Origin of the sequence: Kocuria atrinae C3-8 (assembly GCF_000286355.1) — a bacterium.
In the GTDB taxonomy this organism is placed as follows: domain Bacteria; phylum Actinomycetota; class Actinomycetes; order Actinomycetales; family Micrococcaceae; genus Kocuria; species Kocuria atrinae_A.
Genome location: NZ_AJXN01000208.1, coordinates 1 through 1,290, shown reverse-complemented (window position 1 = coordinate 1,290; position 1,290 = coordinate 1). Strand labels below are relative to the sequence as shown.

General features: G+C 63.3%; 1 pseudogene. It reads right to left on the bottom strand.

Features of this window, described 5'->3' with window-relative positions:
• Nucleotides 1-28 precede the first annotated feature (28 nt).
• Nucleotides 29-1,197 (bottom strand): annotated as a pseudogene (locus YO9_RS0115835) (IS1249 family transposase).
• Nucleotides 1,198-1,290 lie beyond the last annotated feature (93 nt).

The following is a 1,290-nucleotide window of genomic DNA, read 5'->3' as shown; positions in this document are numbered from 1 at the left end:
GCCAAAATGTGTGTATGGCTCGGGTGTGTCATGGGTGGTTTCGGCCTGCCCAGCCGTGTTGGATGCCGTTGCCGTCTTCGGCACTGAAGGCGTTGTCATAGAGGGTCGGCCCGATCGGTTCGTCCTGGTGTTGGGGGCGTGTCGGTGGTGGGTTCCAGTGTTCTTCCGTGCGAGGTCCCAGGGGTTTCTGGGGTGTTCGGTGAGGGAGTTCAGTAACCAGTCCACGGCCCGTCGAGCGTGCTTGTCGGGCATTCCGCGGTGGGCTCGCAAGAGTTCTTTGATGGCCTTGTTTGGCCCGCCCTCCAACGGAGAGGTCGTGCGGTCGATCTTCACCCCGGTCTGTGATGCCAACTCGGGGTTGAGCCAGGTGAAGAGGTTGTGGTGGCGGATCAGGGTCCGGTAGAAGCCGCGGGCTCGGCGTAGGCGTTGATGGGTGTACCACCAGGCACGGTCCTCGTTCACCCCAGTGGGGCGTAGTACTCCTTTGCCCGGGCGGGAGCGTTGTTTCAAGAACGTCTCCCACTTCGCTTCCCAGGTGGCGTAGGCGCCCATCCAGACCGCGGCTTGGTCCAGGTCGGCCACTGCCATCAGCGCCCGGGTCAGACTCATCAGTTCTTGGCCGGCTTCCAGGCGTGGAGACAGGCTCAGGTGCCGGCGGATAGCGGTGTAGATGTGGAAGTAACAGCGCTGAACCGCGGTGTGGGGCCAGACCTGGCGCAGGGCCGCGTGCAGGCCGGTGCCACCGTCGACGATGGCCACGACCGGGGCCGGGATCCGGTTCAACAGCGCCACCCAGGCGGCTTTCTTCTCGTGGTCACACCATTGCCAGTCCACCACGTGGGTGCCGGTGTAGGCGATGAGCACGCACCAGCCGTTGAAGTAGGTGCCATCGAGCATGATCTGGTGGTGGATCACCCCGGTCGGCTCCGGGCGTGGGACAGGTACTCGCCAGCACCAGGCGGTAGCTCTCCTGAAGGTGCGGGGGCTACCGCTGAAATCGCTGCTCTTCGCTCCGTGCAGAAGCCAGGCGTGAAACCAGTCCAGTTGGGCTCGTCGGGTGAGCTGTTCGCGGTGGATGGTGGTTGAGGCCCCGCACCGCGGACATCGCCATCGAGTCCGATCAGCGCTGGTCCTCCCGTTCTTCACCAACGGTTGAGCACATACACCACAAGAGGGTCTGTTTCGTGGAAGGGGCACCAGACATGCTCCCAGAGCATGTCAAAGCCCCTAGAACGTTGCTATCGCAGGCAAGCAAGCCCCCGCCATACACATATTTTGGCCTATAACCCG